The following is a 24,745-nucleotide window of genomic DNA, read 5'->3' as shown; positions in this document are numbered from 1 at the left end:
GTACCTTAAAGTACACTCCGCTCCGGTTCTCGAATTGCACCATTTTCGTCGCGTCATAGCCAAAATAGCGAACGGGCTTCGGAGCGCGTGATTGCTCAATGAAAGTCTCGCGAGTTTGGCATGATTTTAACATTGCGCGGATGATGCGCCATCTGGGATGGAGCGACGAGGCGCTGCGCTTCGCGTCCGCTCATTTCGATCAATGCTGCCGAACGGTCCTGCAGCTTTGACGCCACCAGATGCACGACCCCTTCGGGGCTGCGCTGGAGGCGACCTTCGATATGGATCAGCCGCGCGCCCATCACTTCGCGGCGAAACGCTTTCATAATCTTCGGCCAGACGACAATATTGGCGATGCCGGTTTCATCCTCGATGGTGAGAAACACCACGCCCTTGGCACTGCCGGGGCGCTGGCGCACGGTGACGACGCCCGCCACTTTCATGCGGCGTCCGTCGGCACCTTCCTGCACTGCGCGACAGGTGGAAACGCCTTCCGCTGCCAGACCCTCGCGCAGATATTGCAGCGGATGCCCTTTCAGCGAAAGCCGCGTCGTCTCGTAATCGGCAATCACATGTTCGGATGCCGCCATTTCAGGAAGCTTTGTGCGCGGTTCCTCCGCCAGTTCGCTGGTTGCGGCGGCGCGGAACAGCGGCAGGGTTTCGTCATTGGGCAGACGACGCACGGCCCACAGTGCTGCGCGGCGGTCGATGTCAAGCGAGCCGAAGGCATCGGCATCAGCCAGAAGCGTGAAGGCGCGCCGGTCGAGCCGGAGCCGCCGATGCATGTCTTCAATGGTGCGGTAAGGCTCCTGCCGGTCTGCAATCAGGAGTTCGGTGTCCCGTTTGGAAAAACCGTCGATCTGGCGGAAGCCGAGCCGGAGCGCCAGGTGAACATCGGGTGTTTCCTCCAGAATATTATCCCAGTGACTGAAGTTCACATCGACGGGCAGCGCCGTCACACCATGTTCGCGGGCATCGCGCACGATCTGGGCGGGTGCGTAAAAACCCATGGGCTGGGAATTGAGAAGCGCGGCGGCGAACACTTCCGGATGGTGGCATTTGATCCACGCGGAAATATAGACCAGATGCGCAAAGCTTGCCGCATGACTTTCGGGAAAGCCATATTCGCCGAAACCCTTGATCTGGTTGAAGCAGTTTTCGGCAAAGGTCCGATCGTAGCCACGATTGACCATGCCTTCGATCATCTTCGTTTCCATCGTATGAATGGTGCCCATCTTGCGGAAAGTGGCCATGGCGCGGCGCAACTGGTTGGCCTCATCCGGTGTGAATTTTGCAGCCTCCATGGCAATACGCATCGCCTGTTCCTGAAACAGCGGTACGCCCTTGGTCTTGCCGAGAATCTGCAGCAACTCGTCGGGCGGCCCGTACTCCGGCGCTGGCGATGGCAAGGTGCAGGGTTCCTCATTGTTTCGCCGCCGCAGATAGGGATGGACCATGTCACCCTGAATGGGACCGGGCCGCACGATGGCGACCTCGATGACGAGATCATAGAACTCACGCGGGCGCAGGCGTGGCAGCATGTTCATCTGGGCGCGGCTTTCCACTTGAAACACGCCGAGCGAATCCCCCTTGCACAGCATGTCGTACACGGCTTCGTCTTTTTGCTCCACGGTCGCTAGCGTCAGCTTCTTGCCATCATATTTTTCCGGCTTGTGCTGGTGAATGAGATCAAAGGCCTTGCGGATGCAGGTGAGCATGCCGAGCGACAGCACATCGACCTTCATCAGCCCCACCTCGTCGATATCGTCCTTGTCCCATTCGATGAAGGAGCGGTCTTCCATCGCTGCCGGGCCGATGGGCACGGTCTCGTCCAGTCGATCACGGGTCAGAACGAAACCACCGACATGCTGGGACAGATGGCGCGGAAAGCCGATCAGCGTGATGGCCAGTTCCACCGCGCGCCGGATGATGGGGTTGTCGGGGTCGAGACCCGCCTGTCTGATATGCTGCTTGTCGATGCCGCCGCCCGATATGCCCCAGACCGTATTGGCGAGTGCTGCCGTCACATCCTCAGTCAGCCCCAGTGCCTTGCCGACATCGCGAATGGCGCTGCGGGACCGATAGCTGATGACGGTTGCGACAATGGCCGCGCGATCTCTGGTGTAGCGGTCATAGACATATTGCATCACCTCTTCGCGCCGCTCATGCTCGAAATCGACGTCGATATCCGGCGGTTCCTTTCGCTCGACCGAAAGAAAGCGCTCGAACAGGAGGTCAACCTGTGTCGGGTCCACACCGGTGACGCCAAGGCAGAAGCAGACAACGGAATTGGCCGCCGAACCGCGCCCCTGACACAGAATGTCTTCTCGGCGGGCATAGCTCACAATGTCATAAACCGTGAGAAAGTAAGCCGCATATTGCAGCTTTTCGATCAGCGCCAGTTCCTTGTGGATCAGCGCCTGCACCTTCGGCGGGATGCTGTTAGCGCCGTAATGACGGGCGGCACCTGCCCAGGTGAGATCATGCAGATGCTGTTGCGGCGTCTTGCCAGGTGGCACCGGTTCGTCGGGATAATCATATTTCAGCTCGTCAAGCTGGAAGGTGATGGGCGCGACGAAATCGGCGGTTGCTTCGACGGCCTCAGTGTAGTCGCGAAACAGTCGCAGCATTTCCTTTGGTGGTTTCAGGTGGCGTTCGGCATTCTTTTCGAGAAGCTGCCCGGCTGCGAAAACAGTTGTGTGGTGGCGGGTTGCCGTCAGCACGTCCTGAAGCGCTCGGCGGTCGGGATGATGATAAAGCACGTCATTGGTGGCGAGCAGCGGCACATTGGCTTCGGCTGCAAAACGGGTGATGCGTTCGGCTCGGCGCCCGTCATGGCCCTGATGCGGCATGGCGAGCATCAGCCAGACCGAGCCGGGGGCAGCTTGTGCAATCTCCGTCAGGCGTGCGGCAAAATCCGGCCTGTCGTCTTCAGGCGGAAAGACCGCGATCTGGAACTGCCGGGCGCGAAACAGCAGGTCGCTCCATTCGAGGTGGCATTCGCCCTTGATGGCGGCGCGTACCTTGCCCTCCGTCAGCAGGCGGCACAATTGCCCATAGGCAGCGCGATCACGCGGATAGACGACCATATCCGGCGTGCCGTCGGTGAAAGACAGGCGACAGCCGATGAAAAGCTGGAAATCGCTCTTGTCGCGAAAATCCTTCCATGCCGCATGTGCCCGCACCACACCGGCCAGCGTGTTGCGGTCGGCAATGCCGATACCGGACAGGCCAAGCTCATGCGCACGCGCTACCAGTTCCTGCGGATGCGAAGCGCCGCACAGGAAGGAAAAATTGCTGGCGGCAGCCATTTCGAAATAATGAGTCATCACGCAAACAGTCCATGCAGAAACCAGCGTGGATGATTGGCGCCGTCATAAAGGCCTTCGCGAAAAATCCAGAAGCGCTGGCCATTCTCGTCTTCCACCCGGTAATAATCGCGCAGCTCCGGAACCGTGTGACCGATTGCGAGCCACCATTCCGGTTCGATCCTTTCCGGCCCCTCGGCAAGGCGCACATGATGGCGCACCCGCCGCCACAGGAAAAACGAAGGCGGACTGTCGGGCACTTCCGCCACGCTTTCGATCAACTGCGGCGGGCGAAACAGTTTTATGGGGCGCGCTGGCGGGTCGCCGGGAAGCGCTGCTGTGTTTTCGTAATCGGCTTCGCCTTTGCCATCCGAGTGCAGGGCAGGGCGCAGGCCGAAGGCCCGTTCAGGAATATGCGTTTTGCGCGAAAAGGAAACGAGAACGCGGTTCTGTCCAAGCCGCGCCGAAAGCCGGTCGACAAGCTGACTAAACCCCGCTTCATCTTCCTCATGCTGGTCGAGCCCCGTCTGGCGCTGGGCGATTGCCGCACTGCTCAGCGCTGCCAGCCGGATCATGTCGAAGCCGAAACCGGCGTCGAGCGGGTCGGTCAAGGCGTTGAGCCTTTCACGCGCAAGGCGCAGGAAAACCTTGTCGCTGCGCAAGGGCTGGCCGGTTTCGATGTGGATATGACGCACTTCGCCATCGACACGGAAGAAGGAGGACTCAATCAGAAGCGCGCCTTTTCCCTCCGGTTCAAGCTGCGTAAAAAGCTCCTGCGCCAGTTCCTGCAAGATGCGTTCGACCAGTTCCATTGCGGTAACCGGCTCTGACAGGCGGCGCTCGACGGCACTGAGCGGCATAATGCGCAAGGGGGAAATCGGTGCGCGTTCTTGCCGCGCCAGCCGGTCGAGCCTGGTGGCAAGATCGGTGCCGAAGCGGGCGGTGAGTGCGGCGCGCGGAAGCCCCATCACATCGCCGATGCGTTTCAATCCGGCGCGCTTGAGGCCGGTTTCGGCAGCTTGCGCCAGTTCAAGCGCGGAGAGCGGCAGGCGGGGAAGCAGCCGGTCGGCCTCCGCCCTGCTGAAAACGCCGCCCTTCGTTCCCCGTGCCAGAAGCCGCGCGGCAAAACTGTTATCGGCAACCGCCGCCTGTACGCCAAGCCCGGCTCGTTCCAGACGCCGGATTGCATCGGCACGCATGGCTTCGAGCCCGCCAAAAAGATGCGCGCAGCCGGTTATGTCGAGCATCAGCCCATGCGGTTCATCGAAGGCGACAAGCGGCGTGTAGCGCTCGCACCAATGGGCAAGACGCTTGAGCAATGCCGCATCATGTTCCGGTGCTGCCGTTGCCACTTCAAGCCGTTCCACGCGGGCGCGCGCATCCGTCAGTGCCATACCGGGAAAAAGGCCGAGCTTTGCCGCTCCGGCATCCACTGCTGTCAGGCGCAGCGCATTGGCCGTGCGTTCGGTCACAACCAAAGGCAGGCGCGGTTTGCCGTCAGGCGGAACGCTGCTGCGAAGCCGGTCGGTCGGCAGAAACGGAAACCAGAGGGCGAGAAACAGACGTTCTGCCATCCCGTTCGTTAGCACCAAATTCCTGGGTTTCATTGTTCCATTCCATGATCCATTGCCCGTATGTGCCGTGGCGATTGCGCTCCAGAACCGCCGAAAAGACAGGTCTGCCGGGTGCGTTCGCTCCGCTTGAACGGGACGGCGCGGGCGCCACCCGCCAGCGGCTGACGGCAGCGCTCTGCACGCCTGTCCGGTGGCTCCGGAGCAGGATGACGGGCAACTGCGCGGTTTCGGTTGCCAGAAGCAGACGACGCGAAGCGGTCAGGTCGAGGCATTTCGGCTGGCCTGTCACCGAGGCGACGACGCCGGAAACAAGATGCGAGGCCTTGCCGCCGGTTCCGGCTTCCAGCGCATCGTTTGCTGCTTTCAGCACATCCTGTGCCGTGGGGCAGCGCACCATCAGAAGTCGCGACGGATCGATCCCGAAGGCATGAAGTCCCGGCGGATAAAGCCCGCCATATTCACTTGCAGCGCTTTCTTCCTCGATCCAGATAATCGGGCGACGAGGCTCTGCCGCACGGGCGGCAAAGGCGAGCGCAAAGCCGGTTGCGGCCATATGAGCGCCGGGGTTTTCGGCAAAAACCTCATGCAGCGCATCACCTGCAAGGCCATGCGGAAAGGCGGCATCCGCTCCGGCAAGGCCGAGCGTGAAACTGCGCGCCCGCCCGAAGCCCGTTTGCCCCTGATTTGCAAAACTGCCTTGCGGATCGTTGCCTTCAATGGTCGTAACCATGCGCCGCAGCGCCGCGATGTCGATGCCGCTCACGTCTAGATTCCATCTTTTTGTTCTCTATATGTTCTAGTATTGAATCGAGCGAGGCAAGAGTCAAGCGGGATCAGAAATCAGTCCAGCGGACTGATTTCCTTGCGTAGGCGTTTCACACTTTTCGGGATACGCTCTATCATCGTGATAGTGGTTTTGGATTAGGCGGCGTCCCTGAAAGGCACGCCTGCCAGTTGCGCTAGATGGCCGGGAAGGTCGGTGCCTGCACCAGCCGCATTGATCGTGTCGAAATAATCATGCCAGCCGGTGGCGGTGATTCCGGCAATCAGCATGTCGAGAGCTGCTTCATCCGGGAAACGCCAAATGGCGAAGAAACTCTGGCTGGGCGCAAAAGACTTTGTCGCGTCGACGGGACCTAATGCCAAAGCCTCGATACCGAGCGCGCCAAGCCCGCCCATACCCGCGCCGACTTTCTCAAAGAAGGCCTGCCTGCCTTGAGCATCAAGCGCGTGCCAGCTCGATTTCGGGGAATAAAGCTCGGCGAGGTAATAGGTCATGTCATATCCCTTAGGGTCTCATTGATCTTGAAAGAGCGACCGGCATCGGTGCGGCTCCAGATGCGGCGCAGCAAGGTGCTGAGAAGCTGCTGTTCGCCTGACGAGAGATCGCTCATCAGGCTTGCAATCCATGCGGTATGTTGTTCGAAAAGCTGTTGCGCCAGCAGCCCCCCTTCGGATGTCAGCCGGACAGTCAGCTTGCGGCGATCCTGCGTGTCTGCATGGCGCTTGAGGAAACCATCACGCTCCAGCCCATCGAGCAGGCCGGTGATGGTGGCGCGCGTGACACCTGCGCGTTCTGAAAGCTCGTGCGGCGAGAGGCCGTCGGGCGCATTGTGCAGCAGAAACAGCAGGACGAACTTGCCTTCCGAAAGCTTGTGCGGTGCAAGCCGGTTGGCGCAATCCCGGTCAATGGCCGCAGCAAGTGACAAAACTTCAAAGCAGGCTTTCAGCGCGTCGGTGGACGGGCTGTGCCGGCGTTCCATTTCGCTCAGAAGGGCGTGGTGCTTTTGCTCGATTATTTCCATACGGCGACTTATAGTATGGCGCCATACTAAATGCAAATGACTTTGATTGCTTGAGCAGGAACAGTGGAGAGCTTGATCGATAGATATATACGGTTTATATATGATCCGTATATGAACTATATGGTCTGGACAATGCTATGGGTATCGTGAAAATCGGCGATGAACTGCATGAGGAACTGCGCAAGGCGAGTGACGTCATGTGCCGTTCGATCAATGCGCAGGCTGAATACTGGATGAAGATCGGCATGCTGGCACAAGCCCATCCCGACCTGTCGTTCAACGAGATCGTGCAGATGCAGTTGCGCGCAGCACAGGTCGAGCTGCCGGTTCTGCCCGTTCTTACTGTGCAGTCGTCATGACCAAAACCCCTGCCGAAGTGGAAAAGATGGCGGCATCCGGCGCGCTGCTCGCCTCCGTTTTTGCGCTTCTCGACCGCACGCCGCTGGCGGGCATGACCACGATGCAGGTCAACGATCTGGTCGAGGATTATATTACCCGCGAATTGCAGGCGCGGCCTGCCAGCAAGGGGCAATATGACTATCCCTATGTGCTGAACAGTTCCAGGAACGAAGTCGTCTGCCACGGCATGCCGTCGGATGACGAGATCATTGAAAACGGCGAGATCATCAACTTCGATATCACGCTGGAAAAGGACGGCTATATCGCCGATTCCAGCAAGACCTACATGGTCGGTGACGTTGCTCCCTTTGCCTCGCGGCTGGTCCGTGTGACCTATGAGGCGTTGTGGAAGGGGATTGCCGCCGTGCGACCCGGCGCGACGCTGGGCGATATCGGCCATGCCATTGAGCGTCACGCCAAGCGGCATGACTACAGCATCGTGCGGGAATATTGCGGCCACGGTATCGGTCGCGAGATGCACGAGGAACCGCAGGTTCTGCATTTCGGCAAGCCGGGCACCGGCGTTCGTCTCCGCGAAGGCATGGTGTTCACCATCGAGCCGATGCTCAATCAGGGAACGGCCAAGGTGAAGACCGAAAAGGACGGCTGGACGGTGGTGACGCGTGACGGAAAACTGTCAGCGCAGTTTGAGCATACTGTCGCAGTCACCTCAAATGGCGTGCGGGTGCTGACCTTGCGTCCCGGCGAGGAAAAGATGCTGGCGGGTATAAGACACGCCGCTTGATCTCATGCGATCCTGCCGGTCATCCAGAGCACAAAGACAATCGTCCCGCCCACACTCATTCCAGCGGCAAGAATAGTCCCTGCGATGGCGGGCGCGAGTTTCAGGAAAGAAATATGGGGCGTTATTTCCAGCCGGAAATTCGCCTTGATGTTTTCAGGCGTCAGGCAGGTGATTTCGTAGTCGCCGGGTGTCGTGCAGTCGAAATAACCCAAAGCGTGAGAAGCATTGCCGCGCATGTCCGTCCGCCGGACGCTCAACAGAAAACGGCTTGTGGAATGATAGGCAATCAGGGCGCCAGATGCGCGCGCCTTGATCGCGAACTGCGTTGAGAAATAGGCTGTTCCGGTGAGAACGGTAAACGGCGGAAACACGATGCTGATCGCGTAGCGCCCGGCTTTCGGCAAATGAAAGATATGTGGCCGGGCGTTACCCGCAAATTGGTGGCGGACATCCGGCATGATCATTTTCCACAGAATGGGTATGCAGCGGATCAGTAGATAGATGCCGAGCAGAATGCAGACAGGCAGGGCCGGATAGAAAGACAAAATTCACGTCCCGCTCTAAAAACAAAAGCCCGCCGGAAGGCGGGCTTTTGTCCGGATTGGATATGCTTATTTGCGATCGCGCGCAGCAAGCGTGCGCAGGCGCAGTGCATTGAGTTTGATGAAGCCTGCGGCGTCCTTCTGGTCGTAAGCACCCTGATCGTCTTCGAAGGTGACGAGCTTGTCGGAATAAAGCGACTTGTCCGATTCACGGCCGATCACCATCACATTGCCCTTGTAGAGCTTGAGCGTGACTTCGCCTTCGACATGGCGCTGGCTGTGATCGATTGCCGCCTGCAGCATTTCGCGTTCCGGCGAGAACCAGAAGCCGTAATAGATCAGTTCCGCATAGCGCGGCATCAGCTCATCTTTCAGGTGCGCCGCACCGCGGTCGAGCGTGATCGATTCGATGGCGCGGTGTGCTGCCAGCAGGATCGTGCCGCCCGGCGTTTCGTAGACGCCGCGCGACTTCATGCCGACGAAGCGGTTTTCCACGAGGTCGAGACGACCGATGCCATTGTCGCGGCCATAGTCGTTGAGCTTGGCAAGAAGCGTCGCAGGCGACAGGCGCTCGCCATTGATTGAAACGGCATCACCTTTTTCAAAGCCGATCTTGATGGTCGTTGCCTTGTCGGGCGCAGTTTCCGGCGAAATGGTGCGCATATGTACATATTCCGGTGCCTCGACAGCCGGATCTTCCAGAACCTTGCCCTCGGACGAGGAGTGCAGCAGGTTGGCGTCGACGGAGAACGGCGCTTCGCCCTTCTTGTCTTTCGCAACCGGGATCTGGTGCTGTTCAGCGAATTCGAGCAGATGCGTGCGGCTCTTGAACGACCAGTCGCGCCATGGGGCGATGATCTTGATGTCCGGGTTCAGCGCATAGGCCGAAAGCTCGAAACGAACCTGGTCGTTGCCCTTGCCGGTCGCGCCGTGCGCGATTGCGTCGGCGCCGGTCTTCCTGGCTATTTCGATCAGGTGCTTGGAGATCAGCGGACGGGCAATCGAGGTGCCGAGCAGATAGACGCCTTCATAGACGGCATTGGCGCGGAACATCGGGAAAACGAAATCGCGCACGAATTCTTCGCGCACGTCCTCGATGAAGATTTCCTTGATGCCCAGCATTTCCGCTTTCTTGCGGGCTGGCTCAAGTTCTTCGCCCTGACCGAGATCGGCAGTGAAGGTCACAACTTCTGCGCCGAGTTCCGTCTGAAGCCACTTCAGGATGATCGAGGTGTCGAGGCCGCCCGAATAGGCGAGAACGACTTTCTTAACGTCTTTCCACTTGCTCATAATAAACTTCCGTCTCATCAGGCGCTCCAGAGCGGCGCCCAAAATTTGTCCGTAGTTCTTTTAGCAGTTGCCAAGCCGCGTGCAAGCCGAGACTTATCGCGAAAACTCATGCGGATTATACCAGGGCGCTGAGATGCTAACGCATCACGCCCTGAAAATGCTCAGTCGCCGCACGGGCTTAACCAAAACTCGATGAGTCAAACTCATCGAGTTTTGGTATTACGTGATCTGTGGTTCGCCAACTTCATAAACAACGAGATTGCGGTCGCCAATACCAAGCCCAGGCCAGGCCGCACGCCATTCGGCAATATGGGCGGAGGCAAAATGCCGGTCGAGCGAAGCACGGTCGCGCCACATCTCCTTCACATGGATGAGACCCGGTTCGAGAATATCTGCGGCATAGCCATAGTCCACACAGCCATCCTCCGCCCGACTGGCGGAGATCATGCGCTGCATGGCTTCACGCGCTTTGGCGAGGTTTTCCGGCGGCAGGCGGACGGTCCCCACGATCAGCAGCATTTCTGTCTCCATTCCACTGTTTCATTTGCCCGGAAATTATTCTAGCGTGCGCCATCTCCTGGAGCACATTTCGATGTCTTTTCTGACAAACCTGACCTTCATTCCCGAATGGACGATTTTTGTCCAGTTCGCGATAGCAACCGCGATCCTTTCCATCACGCCCGGCCCCGACATGACGCTTTTCGTCGGGCGCGCCCTGTCCGAAGGCAAGGCCGCAGGTTTTGCCTGCATGGCTGGCGCCAGCACCGGCATCGTCATTCACACAACCATGGTGGCGCTCGGCCTTTCGGCGCTGATTCTGGCGTCTCCCGCAGCCTTTACGGCGCTGAAAGTGGTGGGCGCGGGCTATCTGGTCTGGCTGGCCGTACAGGCGATCCGCAAGGGATCGGCCTTCTCGCCGGAAAAGAATGGCGGCAAGAAGCATACGCTGTTCCAGAACTGGCTGACCGGTCTTGGCATCAACCTTCTGAACCCGAAGATCATCCTGTTCAACATGACTTTCCTGCCGCAGTTCGTCTCCGCGCATGACCCGCATGCCATGGGTAAATTGTTCTTCCTCGGCCTGTCGTTCATTCCGATGGCGCTGCCCTTCACCATTCCGATGGTCGTGGCGGCAGATCGTTTCGCCGGGCTCCTGAAAAAGAACCCGACCGTGACGCGCATCGTGGACTGGATGTTTGCGGGCGTATTCTCGGCCTTCGCGCTGAAGATCATCACAGCACAGGCAAAGTAAATCCTTATTCAGCCGGCCGGGATAAAAGCCGTCCGGCATTGCGCCCTGCCAGCAGCCAGTAGACGAAGCTGCCGACGACGCCGGCACCTGCAATGGCTGCGATCCAGAGCGAGCTTTCCGGCACGCTCCGGCCATCGCTGAATGGAAGCGATGCGCCTGCGGCGGCAAGCCCGATCAGGGCGCCCGCAACGCAATAGAACAGGGACGATTTGTAACCGCGCGCTTCAGCCAGAATGATGAGGATGAGTGCGGGCACAAAGCTGAATCCGCCAGCCATGGCTGCAATGGCAAAACCGCCAACGAAGACGGCGCTCCAGAAGCTGGTGGCTGCAAAGAGCGAACCGGCATCCGCATCGCTTGCCATCATGACGAAATCATTCATGAAGGAATCGATCCCGAGGGTGCGGAAAAGGATGGCGGCGAGAAACCAGCCTGCCGTCAATACACCGCAGCAATAGCCGAATACCACGATGGCGAAGCGCGTTATGTAATCGAAAGTATCGTTCAAGCGCGCTCACCCATCGGTTTATTCACCCCGTTATTCACCATGCCCGGCAATCATCATGGCTTCGAGTGCAAGGCGCTCGCTCTTGCGCATGCGCTCCGATTCCGACTTAAGCTGGCCGCAGGCCGCGAGAATGTCGCGACCGCGCGGGGTGCGGATCGGCGATGCATAGCCAGCTGCGTTCACATAATCGGCAAATTTCTCGATCTGCTCCCATTCCGAACACTGGTAATTGGTGCCAGGCCACGGGTTGAACGGGATCAGATTGATCTTGGCCGGAATGCCCTGCAAAAGCTTCACCAGCAGCTTGGCATCCTCAAGGCTGTCATTGATGTCCTTCAGCATCACATATTCGAAGGTGATGCGCTTGGCGTTGGACAGGCCCGGATATTCGCGGCAGGCCTTGATGAGCTGTTCTAGCGGATACTTCTTGTTGATCGGCACCAGAATGTCACGCAGTTCGTCGCGCACGGCATGCAGCGAAATGGCGAGCATGACGCCGATCTCGTCACCGGTGCGATAGATTTCCGGCACGACGCCGGAGGTCGAAAGCGTGATGCGGCGCTTGGAGAGAGACAGGCCGTCGCCATCGGAGGCGATCAGCAGAGCCTTCTTCACTTCCTCGAAATTATAGAGCGGCTCGCCCATGCCCATCATCACGATATTGGTGATCTTGCGACCTTCGGCGGGAACCATGGCGCCGTCGGGCGTATCCTTGTCCGGGAAATCGCCGAGCCGGTCGCGGGCGGTCAAAAGCTGCGCCAGAATTTCTTCAGAGGTCAGATTGCGCACCAGCTTCTGCGTGCCGGTATGGCAAAACGAGCAGGTCAGCGTGCAGCCGACCTGAGAGGAAACGCAGAGCGTGCCACGGCCTTCTTCGGGAATGTAGACGCTTTCGATTTCGACCGGACGGCCTGCGCCGCGCGGCGGAAAACGGAACAGCCATTTGCGGGTGCCGTCCTGCGAAATCTGTTCTTCGACCACTTCAGGCCGCGCAATGGTGAAATGCTGCGCCAGCATGGCGCGCAAATCCTTGGAAATATTGCGCATGTCGGCGAAATCGGAAACGCCGCGCACATAGAGCCAATGCCAGAGCTGGCTGATGCGCATCTTCACCTGACGCTCGGGCACACCGGCCTTGATCAGCGCTTCGGCCATTTCCTCGCGCGACATGCCGATGAGCGACGGCTTTGCCTCCAGGCTGGCGCGCGCATGGCGGGCAAGCTGGTCGCGCGTATCATCAATGGTAAGGTCGAACGAAATGGACATCTGTTTTCAACTGTTGGAGACGACGGCTGAAGCGCGTCGATAAGCTTCGCCAGATAATCTGGCCCGAATGCATGGATAAATAGGGTCCGTCACTTGGCTTTGCGACCCCTGTTGCGCGCGCTCTTAGCACACAATATCGCATTCGTCATCCCACATGAAATCCGGCCACATGAAATCCGGTCTGCTATGCATGACGGCGGGGAGCAAGGCTGCAAAAGAAAAAGCCGGGCGCAAGCCCGGCTTTGAAAGTTGTCCGATCGCGAGGATTACTTGCACTTCTGGATGGCTTTCAGCGCATCCGAAATACCCTTCAGCGAATAGGTATAGTTGGTCTTGGTGCCGCGCTTCGACTGTGCCTGCACCTTCATTTCCGAACCGCCGCGCATGGCTGCGATGAGCTGCGGCTCTTCCGCTGCATTTTCCATCCAGCCGGACTTGCCGTTGACGAACATGTTGAAGTTGCGGTTGCCGATGGAGACGACGACCTTGGCATTGGTATTGAGGTCGTAACCGGCCATGAATTGCGGTTCGAACGAGATGTTCTGGCCGGGCTTCTGGCTCACGAGGAAGAAGTTGTCACCGTGATCGACATTGGCCGGAGCCTTCTGGGTCGGTACGGAGAGGACATAGCAGACCTTGCCGTTGCCCGACTGATAGCTGTAGGCGCCCCAGGCATTGAACTGGCTGATCTGGCTCGGGGTCTGGGCGAGTGCCGAACCCGCCATCCCAATCATGAACACAGAAGCCGCGACGATCGATTTTCCAAGCATTGGTTTTTACCGGTTCTCTTTCGTTTGCTTCAAACTTGAATATCGGGATGCCGCCGTTCATCACGCCGTCCCGCTCAGTTGCCGATTAAATTGCCTTAATCTGGGTTACCAAACGGTGAAGTTTCGAAAGAAAACTTGAATGAGCAGCTAAGTCGCCCCGCCATCCCTTGGCTCCACTTGAATTAAAAGAAAGCGGCGAGAGTGTGTTCGTGGGGATAAGGCAATAAGGCAGCAGGGGATTAAGGCAATATGTTGAAGGGGAATAGGATGTCGGAACTAGGGAAATAAGGAAAAAAGCGGGGGCAATTGAAGCAAAGTAGCCAGAATCACATAGCTGTGATCAGCCGCCGCTATTCCCTTGCTCCCTCATCCTCAAGTGCCTGTCGCGCGGCCAGCCGGTGCGCCGGTGTGATATGGGCACGAACGGCTGTCAGCGCTGCCATCAGCACAGCAACGTCATCTGTGAAGCCGATACCGGCCAGAATATCGGGAATGGCGTCGAAGGGCAGGACGAAATAGGCGAGCGCCGCCATCAGGGTCATGCGCACACGGGTTGGGGTCCTCTGGTCGAGCGCGCAGTAATAGGCTGCCACCACCTCATCCATGAATGGCACCATGCGACCGGCGCGGCGCGCGGCCTTCCAGAATCCGTTCTTCACCCGTTCGCTGCGCTTCTTGAATTCGCTCTCGCTGCCGGGTTCGAGGATTTCACCGATTCTGATGTTATCCATTCTCGTTCAACTCCTGTCGTCCCGATTCCAATCGTCGAATGCGGGTTCTGACCGGTAAAAAATGGGGAGTTTGTATCGCTCTTGCAAGGCCAGTTCGATTTCCCCGTAGTCCTATCCTGCAAGAACCATCAGCTACAACGCCCCCGTCAAATCCCCAAAATACAGATTCGACCGGATTGCTCACCAAACGGCTTGGACCGCGCTGGAGCGATGCCGAACGAATGGAGGTTTTGATGCATTTGACCGGCTATGGGGAAAATTTCATCCGCAGCGACCGTTCAACACGGCTGTTTCGCGGCAACCAGCTACTGGCTGCTGGAAGCGAAGATAATTACATCACCGTCGATCTGTCGGAGGCGGGATGCTACGATGCCGCCGTCTATCTGCGGATTCTCTTCGGAGCCGGAATTTCGCTCAACACTTTGCGCGGCACATCCAGCCAGAACTGGATACCGATCCTGAATTTCAGGGCGGGCGAACAATGGAACGGTTATTCGGCGCTGCCCTTCGGCAGAGCAATCGGCTTCTATGATGTTCAGGCGGGACATATTTTCCATGCCGCCATTTCGCTTGGCGATGTCCATATCCGCGGCGTCCATGGCGGCAAACTCGGGCAGAACTGGCAGGATCGCATCAATCTTACCCGCGTTCTACCCTATTCCAGCCGCAATCCAGATGGCAGCTTCAATTATGATCGCCGGAAGATTTACGTCTATATTTCAAAGCTCTAAATTCAGGCTATCGCATTCATCTTGCGCGCAAGCTTGATGTCGAGTTCCGTAATGCCGTTCTCGCTATGGGTGGCGAGCGTAACATCGACGCGGTTGTAGACATTGAACCATTCGGGGTGATGATCGAGCTTTTCCGCATGGAGCGCTGCGCGCGTCATGAAGCCAAAGGCGGCATTGAAATCCTTGAACTTGAAGCTCTTGGCAATCGCCTCGCGTCCGTCGACCTTCTGCCAGCCATCCAGTTCAGTGAGCGCTTCGTTCAGTTCATTTTCTGTCAGCCGGTTGCGTGCCATCGTCTTTCGCCTATGTTGCGGTTCCTGAACTAACTTATCATGAGCGCGAGAGTTCCGTGATCGTATCCGTAGCCGCACAAGCCCCGACCAGCATTCTTTTCGTTTGCGCAGGCAATATCTGCCGTTCTCCGCTTGCCGAAGGCGTGATGGGGCATGTGCTGGAAAAGCGGGGCATCCGCCATGTGCTGGTCGATTCTGCCGGAACCAATGGCTATCATACCGGCGAGGAGCCGGACGAGCGCTCCATCAGCGTTGCAGCGCATCATGGTCTCGATATTTCCGCACAGCGCTGCCGCCAGCTCATCGCCGGTGATTTCAGCCGTTTTGACCTGATCCTTGGGATGGACCGTTACAATATGCGGATGATCGCTGAGCGCAGGCCCGCAAATGCAAGCGCGCATATCGGGCTTTTCACCGAGATTGCCGAAGGGCGGGCGGTTGAAGTCCCCGATCCCTATTATGGCGGGACCGGGGACTTCGAAAAGGTTTACCGGATGGTTCTGGCAGCCTCCATCGCGCTTGCCGACCAGTTCTGGCCGGAACGGGCAACCAAAGGCCAGGCTTCCTCCACGATATAAGGCCCGCCACCGACGGAATCGCGCGACGACATCAGCACGAACCGTCCCACCTTGAAGGGCAGCGTCGCGAAGTTGCCACGTGAGGAGAGATAGCGCACCACATCCTCGATGCGGGGATTTCTCAGCCGCGCCAGTGTCACATGGGGCGTGAATTTGCGCGGGTCGGCGGGAATGTGAAGTCGCCGGCAGATCCGTTCGATTTCCGCCTGCAATGCGTTGAGCTCAGGCGAGGGGGATACACCCGCATAGATGCTGTGCGGCTTTTTGGAACCGAAAGCATTGACACCCGACAGGTTGAGCATGAATTCCGGCCGCCGCACGCGATCAAGCGCATTGGCAACCTCGTCGGCCACGTGGCCTTCCACATCTCCGATAAAACGCAGCGTTATGTGGTAGTTTTCGACATCAATCCAGCGTGCGCCGGGAAGACCGCCTCGCAACAACGAGAGCGAAAGCGCGGCGTCGCGCGGGATTTCGAGGGCAGTGAAAAGACGCGGCATAAGGCATCCTCCTCGAAGCGTTCCATGCCAGAGCGCCGGGCATCCAAAGGATGCATAAAGGACACTCTAGCCTAGAGAGTCAGTGCATCGTACCTGCCGAATTGATTCGGTTAAGTTGATGCAACTGCAGCGAATCAAAGTTTGAGTCCGGGAGCAAGCTGTTTATGCTCCCGACCGGCGTCAGCCTCCCGATGTCCCCTTGTTTTGCATATCTGTCAGGCTCTTTTCGATAGTGGGCATAAAGTTAGACACCATCGTTTCGACGCCCTTTTCATTGGGGTGCATTCCGTCCTCGAGCAGAAAGTCCTTCTTGGTTGCTACACCGTCGAGGAAAAACGGGTAGAGCGGCACGCCATATTTCTGTGCCAGCTTCGGATAGATCGGGTTGAACTTGGCGGCATAGTCCTTGCCCATGTTGGGCGGGGCCATCATGCCGGCAAGAATGACCGAAATGCCGCGCTGCTTCAGGCGCGCCAGCATCTCATCGAGGTTCTTTTCGGTAATGTCGGGTTCGATGCCGCGCAGCGCGTCATTCGCTCCCAGTTCAAGGATGACCAGATCGGTGCCATCGGGAACGGACCAGTCGATGCGCGAAAGCCCGCCCGTGGTCGTGTCACCCGACACGCCCGCATTCTCGATCGAAACCTCGACACCCTTGTCGTTGAGTGCCTTTTCAAGCTGCTGCGGAAAGGCGGCATTGGCCGGCAGCAGATAGCCCGCCATGAGGCTGTCGCCGAAACCGACGATCTTGACCTGTGAAAGCTGCTCGGTCGGCAGTGCGTCTTCGAGGCCGGTCGGATCTTCCTGCGCGCTTGCCGCAATGATGGGGCTTGCCGCCATAAAAGACGCCATCATCGCAAAAATCGGGAGCCATGCCGGAATTGAGAGTTTGAAACGCATCGTCGAAAACCCATATTTGAGGGGCTGTGGGCAAATGGCCCGCCGGACTTCTCTTCAATAATTGGCGCAACATAAGTTCAAATTTGTGGCGCGCTGTTTGGTTCTAAAGATTCATATAGGATAAAAACCGCGTGACGGAACAGGTTGTTGGCCCGATTATCGAACTTGAGAACGTTCATCTAACCCTTGGTCACGCCGCCTCATCGGTGCATGTGCTGAAGGGCGTTTCCCTTCATATATCGCAAGGACAGTCGGTTGGCATCGTCGGACCGTCCGGTTCCGGCAAGTCCACGCTGCTGATGGTTCTGGCAGGTCTGGAGCATGTTGATAACGGAACTGTGAAGATTGCCGGTGAGACGATCAGCCAGATGAGCGAAGATCAGGCCGCCGCTTTCCGTGGCGCCAATATCGGCATCGTGTTCCAGTCCTTCCACCTCATTCCCAACATGACCGCGCTTGAAAATGTCGCCGTGCCATTGGAGCTTGCCGGGCGTCGCGATGCTTTCGAGGTGGCGGAACGCGAATTGCGCGCCGTCGGCCTTGGCGAGCGCCTCACCCATTATCCATCGGAGCTTTCCGGCGGTGAACAGCAGCGCGTTGCGATTGCCCGTGCTCTTGCGCCAAGCCCGAAAATCCTGATCGCGGATGAGCCGACCGGCAATCTCGATACCACGACGGGGCGCCAGATTGCTGATCTTCTGTTCGCCAAGCAGCGCGAAAACGGCCTCACCATGGTGCTCGTCACGCATGACCCGGCGCTTGCGGCGCGCTGCGACATCGAAATTCCGGTGCGCTCGGGCCGGATCGAAGAGCCTGCACAGGGCGGCTCCGTTCTCGAATCGCTGGCAGCTGGCGCATGAGTGCTGCAAAGTCGTTCTCGCTTGCTCTCCGCTTTGCGCTGCGTGAAATGCGCGGCGGCCTGTCCGGTTTCTATATTTTCCTCGCCTGTATCGCGCTTGGCGTTGCCGCCATCGGCGGCGTCAACTCGGTGGCGCGGTCGGTCAGCACCGGCATTGCATCGGAAGGCCAGAGCATTCTGGGCGGTGATGTCAGCTTCGCGCTCAATCAGCGGGAAGCAACGGCGGAAGAGCGCGCCTTCATCGCAAAACAGGGCAGAATGGCGGAAAGCGCCACCATGCGCTCCATGGCGCGCATGCCCGATGGTTCCGACCAGTCGCTGGTCGAGGTGAAGGCTGTCGACGCGGCCTATCCGCTTTATGGCGAACTGAAGGTTCAACCGCAGCAATCTTTGGCCGATATGACCGGCGAGAAAGACGGCACCTATGGTGCTGCCGTCAGCCAGGACTTTCTCAATCGCATGGACCTGTCGCTTGGCGCAAAAGTGCTGCTCGGTTCGCAAGTGTTTGAATTGCGTGGCCTGATCGAGAGCGAACCGGACCTGCTTTCTTCGGGTTTCAATTTTGCGCCGCGCTTTCTGGTTTCGCTGGATGGCCTGCGCGCTTCCGGTCTCATTCAGCCCGGAAGCCTTGTCGATCATATCTACAAGGTTGCCCTCACAGATGGTGCGCCGGATGCAGCAATTGCCGAAGTCAGGCGGCAGGCCGCTGCCGATTTCCCCGATGCAGGCTGGAACATCCGTTCCCGCACCAATGCCGCTCCGGCGCTGAGCGCCAATATCGAGCGCTTCTCGCAATTCCTGACACTGGTGGGCCTGACAGCCCTGATCGTCGGCGGTGTCGGCGTCGCCAATGCAGTGCGCGCCTATCTTGACGGCAAGCGCGGCGTGATCGCCACCTTCAAGTCGCTCGGCGCGCCAGCGCGCTTCGCGGTGTTGGTTTATCTCGTGCAGATTATGGTGATCGGCTTCATAGGCATTGTTCTCGGGCTGATACTGGCGGCGATTATCCCCTATGCCGCTGCCATGGCGCTCGCCAATTATCTGCCGGTCGCCGGTGGCGGCGGTTTCTTCCCCGGTGCGCTGGCACTTGCCGCCGTCTTCGGGCTCATTACCACGCTTGCTTTTGCCATCATTCCGCTTGGCAGGGCGCGGGATATTCCGGCGACGGCGCTTTTCCGTGAGCAGGGTTTTGAGCAGCGTGGCCTGCCACCGCTGCTTTACCTTGGATTGGCGGTTCTGCTGATTGCAGCTCTCGCCGGGCTGGCGCTTTACGTCGCCTATGATCGACGCATCGCCGCAATCTTCATCGTTTCGGCCATTGCGGCTTTCGGCGTGCTGCGGCTAGTCGCCGACGGCATCCGCTGGCTTGCCCGCCGGGTTCCGCGCGTGCGCTCGACGTCGCTCCGGCTCGCAGTGGGCAACATCCATCGACCCGGCGCGCTCACGCCCTCTGTGGTGCTTTCACTGGGCCTTGGCCTGACGCTGATGGTGGCAATCGCGCTGATCGATGGCAATCTGCGTCGCCAGGTAACGGAAAACATTCCAGCGCAGGCGCCTGACTTCTTCTTCGTCGATATCCAGAACCGTGACATCGGCGATTTCACCAAGCTGGTCAGCGGCATCGTGCCTGATGGCAAATTGACCTCCGGTCCGATGCTGCGGGGGCGTATCGTTGCCTTCAACGGCACCAATGTGCGCGACATGACCATCCCGCCGGAAGCAGCCTGGGTGCTGCGTGGCGACCGTGGCATCACCTTTTCCGATACAGTCCCCGAAAACTCGACACTGACGGAAGGCGAATGGTGGCCGAACGACTATAGTGGCGAACCACTGGTGTCCTTCGCGGAGCGCGAGGGCAAGGAACTGGGCCTGAAGCTCGGCGACACGGTGACGGTCAATGTGCTGGGCCGCAACATCACCGCGAAGATCGCAAGCTTTCGTCAAGTTCAGTGGGAAACGCTTGCGATGAACTTCGTCATGGTGTTTTCGCCCAATACCTTTGCCGGTGCGCCTGCGACTTGGCTGGCGACGCTCACCATTCCCGATAGCCAGAAGAACCTTGCGCCTGATGTGCTGCGGCAGGTCACCAAGACATGGCCCGCCGTCACGACGGTCAGCGTGACCGATGCGCTCAATGTCGCCAATGATCTGATCAGCCAGCTTGCAACCGCCATTCGCGCTGCGGCTTCCATCGCGCTGGCTGCATCGGTTCTGGTGCTGGGCGGAGCGCTGGCTGCGGGCAACCGCGCCCGTGTCCACGATGCCGTGGTGCTGAAGACGCTGGGCGCCACGCGCGGCACGCTGATCACGGCCTATGTGCTTGAATATATGCTGCTCGGGCTTGCAACTGCGGTCTTCGCACTCGTCGCTGGCAGCGTGGCGGGCTGGTATGTCGTGGTGGAAATCATGAAGCTGAAAGCGAGCTTCCTGCCTGATGTCGCGCTGATGACCGTTGCCATCGCGCTGGTGCTGACTGTCGGTTTCGGCCTGGCCGGGACATGGCGCGTTCTCGGCCAAAAGCCTGCCCAGGTACTCAGGACGATATGAACGATTTGTAATCGTCACGGGCAGAAAAACGTAAGTCATTGGATCGTATGGAGAAAGCGTTTGCATTTCCAGACTGCTGCATCACGTTTTTTTACAGGTGGTACTTGTACGCGAAGGCCGAAATCCCCATAATGTCAGGCAGGCATGCTGGGGTCCCGCCAGCGGCGCCTGGCGGCGGCTCGACCTTTTGAGCGCCCCCGACACCGGACGGGATATGGCAAGAGGATTTAAGTCATGGCTGACTTTCGCAATATTCAGGCGCAGCAGAGGCCGGTAGGCGGCGCTCGCGCTGATGCAGGCATCGATCAGGGCCTGCGCAGCTATATGCTCGGCGTCTATAACATGATGGCTATCGGCTTGGCCGTTACCGGCCTTGCCGCATTTGCCGTTGCAGCACTCGCAACGACCACGGACCCGTCCGCAGCCGTCGCCCAGCTCGCCAACGGCAAGATGCTCACCGGTCTTGGTGTAGCGCTCTACACGTCTCCGCTTCGCTGGGTCGTGATGCTTGCGCCGCTTGCGGCAGTGTTCTTCCTGAGCTTCCGCATCGAACGTCTTTCGGTCTCGACCGCTAACGCCGTCTTCTGGGGCTATGCAGCTCTCGTCGGCCTGTCGCTGTCGTCGATCTTCCTGGTCTTCACCGGCCAGAGCATCGTTCGCACCTTCTTCGTGACGGCTGCTTCCTTTGGCGCGCTGTCGCTCTACGGTTACACGACCAAGCGCGACCTGTCCGCCATGGGCTCGTTCCTGATCATGGGCCTGTTCGGCCTGATCCTGGCATCGGTCGTCAACATCTTCCTCGGCTCCACCGCGCTGCAGTTCGCTATCTCGGTGATCGGCGTTCTGATCTTCGCAGGCCTCACCGCCTACGACACGCAGTCGATCAAGGAAATGTACTACGAAGGTGATTCTTCGGATGCGCATGGCCGCAAGGTCGTAATGGGCGCGCTGCGTCTCTATCTCGACTTCATCAACATGTTCACCTTCCTGCTGCAGTTCATGGGCAACCGTGAATAGTCGACTGAAGAGTGATGGAACAAAAGGGCAGCGGAAACGCTGCCCTTTTTGCTTTTGTCCATATGATTACTGATGCATGGTAGAAGCCTTATCAAAACACTTTACTCCGGTTCCTCCCATGCCCGTCATCCGTAATTTCCAGCCCGCCGATATCGAAACGATCACCACAATCTATACGGAAGCCGTTCTGACCGGCGCCGGATCTTACGAGATCGAGCCGCCTACAGTGGACGAAATGGTGAAGCGTTTTGAGGCATTCGTAGAGCAGGGCTTTCCGATCCTCGTCGCAGAGGAGGACGGCCAGGTTCTGGGCTATGCCTATGCGAGTTATTTCCGCGTCAGGCCTGCCTACCGCTGGCTTGCGGAGGATTCGATCTATATCGCCCCGGACGCGAAGGGAAAGGGTATCGGCAAGCTTTTGCTGCGGGAACTCATCGACCGTATTGCTGCATTGGGGTTCCGGCAATTGCTGGCGATCATCGGCGATGGCGAACACAATATTGGTTCGGTCAAGCTGCATGAGAGCCTTGGCTTCACCCATTGCGGACGTATCGAGGGTTCCGGCTTCAAGCATGGACGCTGGCTGGATACGGTGTTGATGCAGTTACCGCTCAACGGCGGGCGTTCAATCGAGCCGGGGACGCCGCCGCTTTCATGATCCTGTAGTCGCTGCCGAAATCAGCTTTCGACGAGCTTGAGGCTCTTGTCGAACACGCGCAGCACGCGTTCCAGCTCATGGCCGCGCTTCATGATAAGCCCGCTTGCAGCGATGACCGAGTAAGCGCCCTGTTTCTGCGCCAGCTTCGGATTCTTCTCAATGCGGAAGAGCGGTACTTCGCTTGCGCGGCGAAAGATGGAAAACACCGCACGGTCAGCCAGATGATCAATGGCGTAATCACGCCACGTGCCGGAGGCAACCATGCGGCCATAAATGTTCAGGATTTTGGCGAGTTCATGCCGGTTGAAACTGATGGGAGCCGGTCGCACACGGTCGATAGTCACGACCTTTGGCGAAGCAGACGAGGGAGAAGGGGATGACAAATCCTCATTCGCCACGCTTGACGTATTCATGTCGTTCCTTTCAGCCTTTTGCAGAGCCGGACCGAAGACCGGGCGGGATCAAGAACAAACTGCGCGCAACCGGTTTGGATATTCGGCAATGGCGACGAAGCGAACCGAACCGGCGCATGACAACAGGGTGATGCTTTTGTGAAGCAATTTCAAGGGGAGGCTTTCGCAGGCCGGTTTTCATCGCCAATTATCTAGTAAGGAAAGCCCCAATAAATAGGGATTATGGGCTATATATTAGTTATTCACGAAAAGAGAATGCCTGTTTGGAATGGTGATTGTCGGCCACATTTTCGCCTTGTCAGCTTCGCATTCCAGCCTGATTATGGCTTCAGCATCTACACGTTGCCTGAGACGGTTCGGTTCGGGTATGTCCGACCCCAAGCCCCCCGCCCAAAGGACTGCCCGAGCCGAACCAACCTTTTCCAGCCCCCGCTGAACCAAGTTGCAACACTCGCCCAGATGCCCGACGCTACATCAGCCCAAAATGAGAATCTGTTCGATCTGATCGAAACGCATTTCTTGCTGTAAATCGCGCAAGAGCGATGAGGATCGCAGAATGCTCAAAGGCCGATCGGCTTCTTCTGCTTGAACATGGCCGCGCCATGGATGGGGCCGAGCGAATTGTCATCGCGCGTTTCCTGCAGCACCACCGCACAGCCTGAAACATCCTTGCGTTTCAGTTCCGACGCAGGGATTTCGATCTTCAGCGGCTTGCCGTCCCACATGCCGATCGTATTGGTGTCGCGGACAGTGTTGCGATAGGTGACAGCCTCACCGGCATTTTCACCTTCGGTGATCGGAATGGTCACGGAATCGCGGAAATAGAACAGCACGACATGCACCGGCGCTTCCGGCTTCTTGCCTGCACCGATATCGATGGACAGGCGCCCATCATCGAGCTGTGTGATCGAAACCGGCACATCCAGCTTGTTGGCCGCAATCTGCGCCTGAACGGCTTCGCTGTCGCGACCGTTCACTTCCGTCGTACCATTTATGATGGCTTGCGGCGTATAGATCATGCGCGCATTGAAGGAGTTGCGATAGGCGTTCTGCCGGTCGGTGTTTTCCTGGGTGGCAAGCGTGTCGCGCCATCCCATATAATCCCAGTAATTGACATGGAACGACAGCGCCAGAACATTGGGATCGTCGGCATATTTCGCGAAATTCTGGTCAGCCTTGGGGCAGGACTTGCAGCCCTGGCTGGTGTAGAGCTCCAGAACGGCGGTCTTCTTGCCGCTGTCTTGTGCCTTGGCCGGCCCCTGCATGGGGATGCAGCCGGTGAATGCCAGCCCCAGAACGGCACAGATGCTACGCCAGCCGGGCAAATGCTCGCCGGTAAGCCATGAACCTGTCCCATAGAAGGGGGCGTGGAGTATCACTTCGTTTCATCCTGCAATAATTGTCGCTGACATCTATTATGTAAGAAGTCCTGCAATCAATAGGAATTCACGTTGCGGTGAGATTCGCAGGTGTTACGATTCCCATATCTCACCCTTAAGGGCGAATATCACCAAATTAGCCAACAACAGATTGTGCGAGAACGAGACTGGCTGAACATGAGATCGAGCTTGAGAGAAAAAGCCATCGCCATTTGCGATGAGAAGATAGCGAAAAAAGGCGAGCTGGTCGGTATTTCGTTCTATGCTTTCTTTGCCAACAAGAACACGGATCCGGAATTGCTCATGGAAGCTGCAGAGTGGTGGATCAATACCCATACCCTTGATCACTTTGAAAAAGCGGTAAAAATCAGAGAAATGATCCGTTCAGGCCGATAGTTTCCGTGTCTAGAGCGTTTCACCTTTTAACGGAACCATATCCGGCGTTTTCCAAATAGTTTTGGCATTCGGCGGGCTGGATGGTTTCGACCAGCCTGCCGATATGACGCCATGTGTCTTCGATGGTGCGCTTTTGTGCATTTCTCATCCAATGCTTGATCTTGGAAAAGGCTTGTTCGATCGGATTGAGGTCCGGCGAATAGGGTGGCAGGAACCAGAGGCGCGCACCGGCGGCTTTGATCAATTGACGGATGGTTGCCGACTTATGGCTGCCGAGATTGTCC

Annotated in this window: 28 protein-coding genes; 10 read left to right on the top strand and 18 right to left on the bottom strand. The window is 58.1% G+C overall.

The window, feature by feature from the left end:
• Positions 1-95: 95 nt before the first annotated feature.
• The 5 genes from AAE521_RS13980 to AAE521_RS13960 form a co-directional block, all read right to left on the bottom strand.
• Complete coding sequence (locus AAE521_RS13980) at positions 96-3,329, bottom strand: error-prone DNA polymerase (RefSeq protein ID WP_342061619.1); 3,234 nt, start codon at positions 3,327-3,329, stop codon at positions 96-98.
• Positions 3,329-4,870 (bottom strand): Y-family DNA polymerase, encoded by a 1,542-nt coding sequence (locus AAE521_RS13975; protein ID WP_342061708.1) that lies wholly within the window; start codon positions 4,868-4,870, stop codon positions 3,329-3,331. The genes AAE521_RS13980 and AAE521_RS13975 overlap by 1 nt, the downstream gene beginning before the upstream one ends.
• A complete protein-coding gene (locus AAE521_RS13970) occupies positions 4,806-5,645 on the bottom strand; it encodes an ImuA family protein (RefSeq protein ID WP_342061618.1) in 840 nt (279 codons plus the stop codon). The genes AAE521_RS13975 and AAE521_RS13970 overlap by 65 nt, the downstream gene beginning before the upstream one ends.
• Positions 5,646-5,803: 158 nt before the next feature.
• Positions 5,804-6,160 (bottom strand): DUF6616 family protein, encoded by a 357-nt coding sequence (locus AAE521_RS13965; protein ID WP_342061617.1) that lies wholly within the window; start codon positions 6,158-6,160, stop codon positions 5,804-5,806.
• On the bottom strand, positions 6,157-6,687 hold the full coding sequence (locus tag AAE521_RS13960) for a MarR family winged helix-turn-helix transcriptional regulator (protein WP_071632864.1): 531 nt from the start codon (positions 6,685-6,687) through the stop codon (positions 6,157-6,159). Before AAE521_RS13960 ends, AAE521_RS13965 begins: the two co-directional genes overlap by 4 nt.
• Before the next feature lie 137 nt (positions 6,688-6,824).
• Between AAE521_RS13960 and AAE521_RS13955 the strand changes: the two genes are divergently transcribed.
• Positions 6,825-7,046: a ParD-like family protein gene (locus AAE521_RS13955; protein ID WP_011982312.1), complete on the top strand. Its 222-nt coding sequence runs from the start codon at positions 6,825-6,827 to the stop codon at positions 7,044-7,046.
• Positions 7,043-7,831, top strand: a complete 789-nt coding sequence (map, locus tag AAE521_RS13950) for a type I methionyl aminopeptidase (RefSeq protein ID WP_342061616.1) — start codon at positions 7,043-7,045, stop codon at positions 7,829-7,831. The genes AAE521_RS13955 and map overlap by 4 nt, the downstream gene beginning before the upstream one ends.
• A gap of 2 nt (positions 7,832-7,833) precedes the next feature.
• Here map and AAE521_RS13945 read toward each other — a convergent pair whose 3' ends face one another.
• From AAE521_RS13945 to AAE521_RS13935, 3 genes are all read right to left on the bottom strand, one after another.
• Complete coding sequence (locus AAE521_RS13945; RefSeq protein ID WP_342061615.1) at positions 7,834-8,376, bottom strand: hypothetical protein; 543 nt, start codon at positions 8,374-8,376, stop codon at positions 7,834-7,836.
• Positions 8,377-8,442: 66 nt separating this feature from the next.
• Complete coding sequence (locus AAE521_RS13940) at positions 8,443-9,663, bottom strand: argininosuccinate synthase (protein ID WP_342061614.1); 1,221 nt, start codon at positions 9,661-9,663, stop codon at positions 8,443-8,445.
• 219 nt (positions 9,664-9,882) lie between these two features.
• Positions 9,883-10,182, bottom strand: coding sequence for a putative quinol monooxygenase (locus AAE521_RS13935; RefSeq protein ID WP_342061613.1), 300 nt, complete (start codon positions 10,180-10,182; stop codon positions 9,883-9,885).
• A gap of 73 nt (positions 10,183-10,255) precedes the next feature.
• Here AAE521_RS13935 and AAE521_RS13930 point away from each other — a divergent pair, with 73 nt between their 5' ends.
• A complete protein-coding gene (locus tag AAE521_RS13930; RefSeq protein WP_010657892.1) occupies positions 10,256-10,915 on the top strand; it encodes a LysE family translocator in 660 nt (219 codons plus the stop codon).
• A 4-nt stretch (positions 10,916-10,919) separates the two neighbouring features.
• Here the strand turns inward: AAE521_RS13930 and AAE521_RS13925 are convergent, their stop codons facing one another.
• The 4 genes from AAE521_RS13925 to AAE521_RS13910 form a co-directional block, all read right to left on the bottom strand.
• Positions 10,920-11,423 (bottom strand): hypothetical protein, encoded by a 504-nt coding sequence (locus AAE521_RS13925; protein ID WP_071632866.1) that lies wholly within the window; start codon positions 11,421-11,423, stop codon positions 10,920-10,922.
• A 30-nt stretch (positions 11,424-11,453) separates the two neighbouring features.
• Positions 11,454-12,689 (bottom strand): dual-specificity RNA methyltransferase RlmN, encoded by a 1,236-nt coding sequence (gene rlmN / locus AAE521_RS13920; protein WP_011982317.1) that lies wholly within the window; start codon positions 12,687-12,689, stop codon positions 11,454-11,456.
• 266 nt (positions 12,690-12,955) lie between these two features.
• Positions 12,956-13,459 (bottom strand): invasion associated locus B family protein, encoded by a 504-nt coding sequence (locus AAE521_RS13915; RefSeq protein ID WP_010657895.1) that lies wholly within the window; start codon positions 13,457-13,459, stop codon positions 12,956-12,958.
• Between the two features lie 350 nt (positions 13,460-13,809).
• Positions 13,810-14,190, bottom strand: a complete 381-nt coding sequence (locus tag AAE521_RS13910; RefSeq protein WP_342061612.1) for a YkvA family protein — start codon at positions 14,188-14,190, stop codon at positions 13,810-13,812.
• A gap of 233 nt (positions 14,191-14,423) precedes the next feature.
• Between AAE521_RS13910 and AAE521_RS13905 the strand changes: the two genes are divergently transcribed.
• Complete coding sequence (locus AAE521_RS13905; protein ID WP_342061611.1) at positions 14,424-14,921, top strand: hypothetical protein; 498 nt, start codon at positions 14,424-14,426, stop codon at positions 14,919-14,921.
• A gap of 2 nt (positions 14,922-14,923) precedes the next feature.
• Here the strand turns inward: AAE521_RS13905 and AAE521_RS13900 are convergent, their stop codons facing one another.
• Positions 14,924-15,214: a 4a-hydroxytetrahydrobiopterin dehydratase gene (locus AAE521_RS13900; RefSeq protein WP_010657898.1), complete on the bottom strand. Its 291-nt coding sequence runs from the start codon at positions 15,212-15,214 to the stop codon at positions 14,924-14,926.
• Between the two features lie 56 nt (positions 15,215-15,270).
• Between AAE521_RS13900 and AAE521_RS13895 the strand changes: the two genes are divergently transcribed.
• Complete coding sequence (locus tag AAE521_RS13895) at positions 15,271-15,792, top strand: low molecular weight protein-tyrosine-phosphatase (RefSeq protein WP_143132808.1); 522 nt, start codon at positions 15,271-15,273, stop codon at positions 15,790-15,792.
• Here AAE521_RS13895 and thpR read toward each other — a convergent pair.
• Both thpR and AAE521_RS13885 read right to left on the bottom strand, forming a co-directional pair.
• Complete coding sequence (thpR, locus tag AAE521_RS13890; RefSeq protein ID WP_010657900.1) at positions 15,702-16,292, bottom strand: RNA 2',3'-cyclic phosphodiesterase; 591 nt, start codon at positions 16,290-16,292, stop codon at positions 15,702-15,704. The genes AAE521_RS13895 and thpR overlap by 91 nt on opposite strands.
• Positions 16,293-16,472: 180 nt before the next feature.
• Positions 16,473-17,192, bottom strand: a complete 720-nt coding sequence (locus AAE521_RS13885; protein WP_071632868.1) for an arylesterase — start codon at positions 17,190-17,192, stop codon at positions 16,473-16,475.
• 131 nt (positions 17,193-17,323) lie between these two features.
• Here AAE521_RS13885 and AAE521_RS13880 point away from each other — a divergent pair, with 131 nt between their 5' ends.
• From AAE521_RS13880 to AAE521_RS13865, 4 genes are all read left to right on the top strand, one after another.
• Complete coding sequence (locus tag AAE521_RS13880; RefSeq protein WP_011982322.1) at positions 17,324-18,052, top strand: ABC transporter ATP-binding protein; 729 nt, start codon at positions 17,324-17,326, stop codon at positions 18,050-18,052.
• A complete protein-coding gene (locus AAE521_RS13875) occupies positions 18,049-20,598 on the top strand; it encodes an ABC transporter permease (protein WP_342061610.1) in 2,550 nt (849 codons plus the stop codon). The genes AAE521_RS13880 and AAE521_RS13875 overlap by 4 nt, the downstream gene beginning before the upstream one ends.
• Before the next feature lie 234 nt (positions 20,599-20,832).
• Complete coding sequence (locus AAE521_RS13870) at positions 20,833-21,615, top strand: Bax inhibitor-1/YccA family protein (RefSeq protein ID WP_011982324.1); 783 nt, start codon at positions 20,833-20,835, stop codon at positions 21,613-21,615.
• 118 nt (positions 21,616-21,733) lie between these two features.
• Complete coding sequence (locus AAE521_RS13865; RefSeq protein WP_071632870.1) at positions 21,734-22,273, top strand: GNAT family N-acetyltransferase; 540 nt, start codon at positions 21,734-21,736, stop codon at positions 22,271-22,273.
• Positions 22,274-22,293: 20 nt separating this feature from the next.
• On the opposite strand, the gene AAE521_RS13860 is transcribed toward AAE521_RS13865, so the two are convergent.
• Entirely contained in the window at positions 22,294-22,686 is a 393-nt protein-coding gene (locus tag AAE521_RS13860; protein ID WP_342061609.1) for a DUF2794 domain-containing protein, read from the bottom strand.
• Positions 22,687-23,246: 560 nt separating this feature from the next.
• A complete protein-coding gene (locus AAE521_RS13855; protein ID WP_342061707.1) occupies positions 23,247-23,981 on the bottom strand; it encodes a DUF1223 domain-containing protein in 735 nt (244 codons plus the stop codon).
• Positions 23,982-24,242: 261 nt separating this feature from the next.
• Between AAE521_RS13855 and AAE521_RS13850 the strand changes: the two genes are divergently transcribed.
• Positions 24,243-24,461 carry a DUF6500 family protein gene (locus AAE521_RS13850; RefSeq protein WP_342061608.1) on the top strand — a complete coding sequence of 73 codons (219 nt, stop codon included), beginning with the start codon at positions 24,243-24,245 and terminating at the stop codon, positions 24,459-24,461.
• 19 nt (positions 24,462-24,480) lie between these two features.
• Here the strand turns inward: AAE521_RS13850 and AAE521_RS13845 are convergent.
• A partial coding sequence (locus tag AAE521_RS13845) for a transposase (RefSeq protein WP_342061607.1) occupies positions 24,481-24,745 on the bottom strand: 265 nt, incomplete at its 5' end.

It is taken from the genome of Brucella cytisi (assembly GCF_038433355.1).
In the GTDB taxonomy this organism is placed as follows: Bacteria; Pseudomonadota; Alphaproteobacteria; order Rhizobiales; family Rhizobiaceae; genus Brucella; species Brucella cytisi.
Note: the sequence above shows the minus strand (reverse complement) of the source record. Positions and strands in the feature narration are given on the sequence as shown.

Bases quoted from the DNA above. Each gene is read 5' to 3' on its own strand.
- AAE521_RS13980 (WP_342061619.1), bottom strand. From the start codon at position 3,329: ATGACTCATTATTTCGAAATGGCTGCCGCCAGCAATTTTTCCTTCCTG.
- AAE521_RS13965 (WP_342061617.1), bottom strand. From the start codon at position 6,160: ATGACCTATTACCTCGCCGAGCTTTATTCCCCGAAATCGAGCTGGCAC.
- AAE521_RS13960 (WP_071632864.1), bottom strand. From the start codon at position 6,687: ATGGAAATAATCGAGCAAAAGCACCACGCCCTTCTGAGCGAAATGGAA.
- AAE521_RS13955 (WP_011982312.1), top strand. From the start codon at position 6,825: ATGGGTATCGTGAAAATCGGCGATGAACTGCATGAGGAACTGCGCAAG.
- map (WP_342061616.1), top strand. From the start codon at position 7,043: ATGACCAAAACCCCTGCCGAAGTGGAAAAGATGGCGGCATCCGGCGCG.
- AAE521_RS13940 (WP_342061614.1), bottom strand. From the start codon at position 9,663: ATGAGCAAGTGGAAAGACGTTAAGAAAGTCGTTCTCGCCTATTCGGGC.
- AAE521_RS13935 (WP_342061613.1), bottom strand. From the start codon at position 10,182: ATGCTGCTGATCGTGGGGACCGTCCGCCTGCCGCCGGAAAACCTCGCC.
- AAE521_RS13930 (WP_010657892.1), top strand. From the start codon at position 10,256: ATGTCTTTTCTGACAAACCTGACCTTCATTCCCGAATGGACGATTTTT.
- rlmN (WP_011982317.1), bottom strand. From the start codon at position 12,689: ATGTCCATTTCGTTCGACCTTACCATTGATGATACGCGCGACCAGCTT.
- AAE521_RS13915 (WP_010657895.1), bottom strand. From the start codon at position 13,459: ATGCTTGGAAAATCGATCGTCGCGGCTTCTGTGTTCATGATTGGGATG.
- AAE521_RS13910 (WP_342061612.1), bottom strand. From the start codon at position 14,190: ATGGATAACATCAGAATCGGTGAAATCCTCGAACCCGGCAGCGAGAGC.
- AAE521_RS13905 (WP_342061611.1), top strand. From the start codon at position 14,424: ATGCATTTGACCGGCTATGGGGAAAATTTCATCCGCAGCGACCGTTCA.
- AAE521_RS13900 (WP_010657898.1), bottom strand. From the start codon at position 15,214: ATGGCACGCAACCGGCTGACAGAAAATGAACTGAACGAAGCGCTCACT.
- thpR (WP_010657900.1), bottom strand. From the start codon at position 16,292: ATGCCGCGTCTTTTCACTGCCCTCGAAATCCCGCGCGACGCCGCGCTT.
- AAE521_RS13885 (WP_071632868.1), bottom strand. From the start codon at position 17,192: ATGCGTTTCAAACTCTCAATTCCGGCATGGCTCCCGATTTTTGCGATG.
- AAE521_RS13875 (WP_342061610.1), top strand. From the start codon at position 18,049: ATGAGTGCTGCAAAGTCGTTCTCGCTTGCTCTCCGCTTTGCGCTGCGT.
- AAE521_RS13870 (WP_011982324.1), top strand. From the start codon at position 20,833: ATGGCTGACTTTCGCAATATTCAGGCGCAGCAGAGGCCGGTAGGCGGC.
- AAE521_RS13865 (WP_071632870.1), top strand. From the start codon at position 21,734: ATGCCCGTCATCCGTAATTTCCAGCCCGCCGATATCGAAACGATCACC.
- AAE521_RS13860 (WP_342061609.1), bottom strand. From the start codon at position 22,686: ATGAATACGTCAAGCGTGGCGAATGAGGATTTGTCATCCCCTTCTCCC.
- AAE521_RS13850 (WP_342061608.1), top strand. From the start codon at position 24,243: ATGAGATCGAGCTTGAGAGAAAAAGCCATCGCCATTTGCGATGAGAAG.